4 protein-coding genes are annotated in these 3,139 nt (G+C 72.0%); 2 read left to right on the top strand and 2 right to left on the bottom strand.

Annotation, left to right across the window (positions count from 1 at the left end; genetic code table 11):
* On the bottom strand, positions 1 to 1,457 hold a 1,457-nt coding region (locus tag JHD21_RS21695), incomplete at its 3' end, for a circularly permuted type 2 ATP-grasp protein (RefSeq protein ID WP_292679617.1).
* 44 nt (positions 1,458 to 1,501) lie between these two features.
* Here JHD21_RS21695 and JHD21_RS21690 point away from each other — a divergent pair.
* Both JHD21_RS21690 and JHD21_RS21685 read left to right on the top strand, forming a co-directional pair.
* On the top strand, positions 1,502 to 1,672 hold the full coding sequence (locus JHD21_RS21690; RefSeq protein WP_292679615.1) for a hypothetical protein: 171 nt from the start codon (positions 1,502 to 1,504) through the stop codon (positions 1,670 to 1,672).
* A 10-nt stretch (positions 1,673 to 1,682) separates the two neighbouring features.
* On the top strand, positions 1,683 to 1,955 hold the full coding sequence (locus JHD21_RS21685; RefSeq protein WP_292679614.1) for a hypothetical protein: 273 nt from the start codon (positions 1,683 to 1,685) through the stop codon (positions 1,953 to 1,955).
* 9 nt (positions 1,956 to 1,964) lie between these two features.
* Here JHD21_RS21685 and JHD21_RS21680 read toward each other — a convergent pair.
* Positions 1,965 to 3,139, bottom strand: a 1,175-nt coding sequence (locus JHD21_RS21680; protein WP_292679612.1) for a PQQ-dependent sugar dehydrogenase, incomplete at its 5' end; no start/stop codon positions are given.

Genomic DNA, 3,139 nt, shown 5'->3' with positions numbered 1-3,139 from the left:
GCGTGCTCCTCGAGGTCGACCTGGGTGGGGCCCGCGAGCACCCAGGTGTCCTTGGAGCCGCCGCCGCGGGAGGAGTTGACGATGAGCTCCCCCTCGGCCAGGGCCACCCGGGTCAGCCCACCGGGGAGCACCCAGACCCGGTCGCCGTCGTTGACCGCGAACGGGCGCAGGTCGACGTGCCGGGCGCCGAGCCGGCCGTCGACGAAGGTCGGCACCGTCGACAGCTGGACGACGGGCTGGGCGATCCACGACCTGGGGTCCTCGAGGACCTTGGCGCGGAGCTCGTCGAGCTCGGACCTCGTGGCGACGGGCCCGATGACGATGCCCTTGCCGCCGGAGCCGTCGACCGGCTTGAGCACCAGCTCGTCGAGGCGGTCGAGGACCTCCTCGCGGGACTCGGGCTCTCCCAGCCGCCAGGTGTCGACGTTGCGGATGACCGGCTCCTCGTCGAGGTAGTACCTGATGAGGTCCGGCATGTAGGTGTAGACGAGCTTGTCGTCGGCCACGCCGTTGCCGATCGCGTTGGCGAGGGTGACGTTGCCGGCCCGGGCCGCGTCGACCATGCCGGGGCAGCCCAGCACCGAGTCCGCCCGGAAGTGCACCGGGTCGAGGAACTCGTCGTCGACCCGCCGGTAGATCACGTGCACCGGCTCGAGGCCCTTGGTGGTCCGCATCATCACCCGACCCCGGCGGCACTCCAGGTCGCGTCCCTCGACCAGCTCGACGCCCATGGTCCGGGCCAGCAGCGCGTGCTCGAAGTAGGCGCCGTTGTAGACGCCGGGCGTGAGCACCACCACCGTCGGGTCGGTGACACCGGCCGGGGCCGCGGCCCGCAGCGCGGACAGCAGCCGCTGCGGGTAGCCGGCGACCGGACGGATCCGGTGCTCGGAGATGGTCTCGGGCAGCGCCGCGGAGATCGCGCGGCGGTTGGTCATGACGTAGGAGACGCCCGAGGGCACCCGCACGTTGTCCTCGAGCACCCGGAACTCGCCGGCGTTGTCGCGGATCAGGTCGATCCCGGACACGTGCACGCGCACACCGTTGGGGGGCCGGACGCTGGCGGCGGCCCGGTGGAAGTGGGAGGAGGTGGCGATCACCTGGCGCGGGATCACCCCGTCGTCGAAGACCTGTCCGGCGTCGTAGACGTCAGCCAGGAACCGCTCCAGCGCCTTGACCCGCTGCTGGACGCCACGGTCGATGGTCGACCAGGTGTCCATCTCGATGACCCGGGGCAGGATGTCGAGCGGGAACGCCCGCTCCTCGCCGCCGATGTCGAAGGTGACGCCTTGGTCGAGGTAGCTCGCCTGCAGGGCCTCGACCCGGCTCACCAGGTCCGGCGTGGTCATCGCATCGAGGGACGACCTGAGCCGCCGGTAGGGCGGTCGCAGCTCGCTGCCGTCGAACATCTCGTCGTACGCCGGTCCGCGGGAGCTATAGCCCTCGAACATGGCGGTCATGTCACGACCCTACAAATGCCGAGGCGCGCGATAGTTTCGGGCACATGACGAAGTACTGGTTCTGCCTCAACCACCACGCCGTGGAAGGCCCGGACGGGTGCGACTACAAGGATCGGCTCGGGCCCTACGAGTCCGAGGCCGAGGCCGCGCGCGCCCTGGAGAAGGTCAAGGAGCGCAACGAGGCCTGGGACAACGACCCCAAGTGGAACGACTAGGGGCAGCGGCTTGGCGATCCAGCAGCACCGACGCATCTCCCCGTGGGGCTTCGTCGGCGTGGCCGGCATGGTCGCGATGTTCTTCCCCTACGCCGCCAGCGGCCTGGTCGCGCCCTACTGGGCGGTCGGCGTCCTGCTCGTCGTCTGGCTGGTCCTCATGGTGGTGACCTGCCGCTGGTTCATGCCGTACCCCAAGCGAACACTCGTGATGCCGGTGGTCGCTCTGGTGGTGTGGTTCGGCGCGGTCACCGCCGGGGGAGTCCTCCTCGACTGGACCGCCTGACCCCGCGGGTCAGCGCGGCGTGACCCGCAGGATCGAGTCGTTGCCGCCACCGTTGGACGTCGTCACGAGCAGGGCGCCGTCCGGTGCCGACGTCACCCCGCGCAGCCGGCCGTAGGCGCGGAGCGCGGCGGGCACCCGGGTGCGCTTGAGGTTGCCGGCGGCGTCGAAGGTCATGAAGATGACGCGCCCGGCCTTGAGGCAGGCGACCGCCAGCGCCTCGTCGAGGGCACCCCACTGGGCGCCCGAGACGAAGTCGGCCCCCGACGTGGCCACGGTCGGCGCCCCCGAGCTCCACCTGGCCTCGACCTGGGTGCCCGGCAGGCCCTGGTCGGTCATCGGGACCGACTCGTTGTAGCCCGGGACCGGGTTCCAGCCGTAGTCGCCGCCGTTCACCAGCAGGTTGACCTCGTCGTCGCGGGTGGGACCGTGCTCGACCGACCAGAGCGAGCCGTCCGCGCGCTCCGCGAGCCCCTGGACGTTGCGGTGGCCGTAGGTGTGCACGTAGCGCCGCGGCGTCGTCGCGGCGGCGTACGGGTTGCTCGGCCACGGCGCCCCGCTGAAGCGGTCGATGCGGAGCGTCTTGCCCCCCAGCGAGTCGAGGTCGCGCGGGTTGGTGCCGACCGCGGCGTCTCCCGTGCCGACGAGCAGCGAGCCGTCGCGGGCGATGAGCAGGCGGCACCCACCGTGCCGCCCGCTGGTCGTCGGGAACCCCTTGACCAGCACCTTGCGCCCGGTGACCCTGCGGGCCTGCGCGTCGAGGGTCCAGGCGATCACGCGGATGTCGTGCCGGCCGCCGCTCTTGCGCCAGCCTCCGCACGTGTAGACCCGGCGGTTGCCGGCGTACGCGGGGTCCACCGCGAGCCCGGTGAGGCCGGTCTCGCCGGACACCCAGATCTTGCGGCTCGGGAAGCCCTTGACCTTGCGGGTCCTGCCCTTCTTCCACGTCGAGAGGGTCGCGCGGTCGCGCTGGGTGAAGATGAGCTTGCCCTTGTCGAGAGCCCGCACGTCCCACGGCAGGTCGAGACCCTTGACCAGCTTGCGGACCTTGAGAGCCGGCACCTTGGCGGCCGAGGCGGGCACCGCCGACGGCGACCGCTCGGCCGGTGCTGCCGGTGCTGCCGGCCCCCCGGGTGCGGCGGGCGCCGCGGTGGGGGCGGCGAGCAGGGAGGCGGACAGGACGGCGG

This window comes from Nocardioides sp., assembly GCF_016462705.1.
Classification (GTDB): Bacteria; Actinomycetota; Actinomycetes; order Propionibacteriales; family Nocardioidaceae; genus Nocardioides.
The sequence above is the reverse complement of the archived record's forward strand: the minus strand, read 5'-3'. Positions and strand labels throughout refer to the sequence as shown.

Bases quoted from the DNA above. Each gene is read 5' to 3' on its own strand.
- JHD21_RS21690 (WP_292679615.1), top strand. From the start codon at position 1,502: ATGACGAAGTACTGGTTCTGCCTCAACCACCACGCCGTGGAAGGCCCG.